Origin of the sequence: Gilliamella sp. B14448G11 (genome assembly GCF_016101765.1) — a bacterium.
Lineage (GTDB): Bacteria > Pseudomonadota > Gammaproteobacteria > Enterobacterales > Orbaceae > Gilliamella > Gilliamella apicola_N.
The window spans coordinates 1-1121 of record NZ_JACFPX010000041.1 but is presented as its reverse complement, the minus strand read 5'-3'; the positions used below and the strand labels follow the sequence as shown (position 1 = coordinate 1121).

1 protein-coding gene and 1 pseudogene are annotated in these 1121 nt (G+C 30.2%); both read left to right on the top strand.

Features of this window, described 5'->3' with window-relative positions; translation table 11 throughout:
• Positions 1-197: pseudogene (locus H3S88_RS13080) on the top strand (hypothetical protein); the annotation flags it as partial.
• Positions 194-1121: T6SS immunity protein Tli4 family protein (locus tag H3S88_RS13075; RefSeq protein ID WP_198229205.1), on the top strand; the 928-nt coding region annotated here is incomplete at its 3' end. The pseudogene H3S88_RS13080 and the gene H3S88_RS13075, both read left to right, overlap by 4 nt.

Here is a 1121-nt window from a genome sequence, read left to right as displayed (position 1 = left end):
CTGATTACGGTTACTATAGTATTGTCGAATATGATCCAGTAGTTAAACAAAGTTCAAAAAATTACCCATGGTTAATTATGTCAGTCATCGGCAAACAGAGCGAATCCAAAGGCAAAACTCCGCTAACGAAAGATGAGATATATGAACTAGCAAAAAAAATTGAAGCCTCAATTAAACGAAGAGCAACAGAGCAATGATTGATTGTTTAAAAGGATTAGAAAATTTGGCTTCTTTGAAATTGATTAGAAGTGATATAACAAGATTTATACTATTCACAACCTGTATGGCTATCAGTAGTATTACGCAGGCTGCTGATTTAACATTTAAAACTGAATGCATTGGATCTTATTCTATTGATCTACCCGATAATCTTGAGGTTGCATTGTATCCTACCAATAAATACTTTGAACCAAAAACAAAATATCCAGCTTATTTTTCTGATGGTAAATGGGCGATTTTATCAACTTTTAATTATAATGATAATGACTTATCTATTACAGCAAAATGGAAAAATGAAGAATGGATCAATATTAAACAAAAACTATATAACTCAAATAAGAATGTTAAAATTAATAATCCTAATATTTTAGTAGAATTATTTGAGCAAAATAATGGTTTTGGATATTATGCAGATAAAGCGTCTAGAGTATTATTTGTTGAAAAAAATAGAATTTATTCATTTTATACTAATAAACGTTACCAAGGTAAGGAAAAAGATTTCGCATTTTACAAACAAAATGCCGAATCGATTATCAATAATTTTAGAACTCGAGAACTGTTTGAAGTGCCTAAAGAAGCGGGGAAATGTATACCCTATGGTTTTGTTGCTGGTAATGATAAAACGATGCCAATTAATATGACGGTCTCTTTTCGCTTAAATGAACATCCCGATATTGTAATCTCATTTTCAGAGAGTACTTGGTCATTTACTAATTCATTAAGCTTTAGCAGCAAAGATGAAATCAATCTGTTTTGGAATACAAATTATGATATTAATAATGATAACATTAAAAATATCAAATTATTAGGCTTTCCCTTTAAGTATCGAGATATTAAGATGGATGGACGAAAAGGATTAGCAAGCTTCGTGGAAATACGTTATAAAGATAACGCTCCGTCTG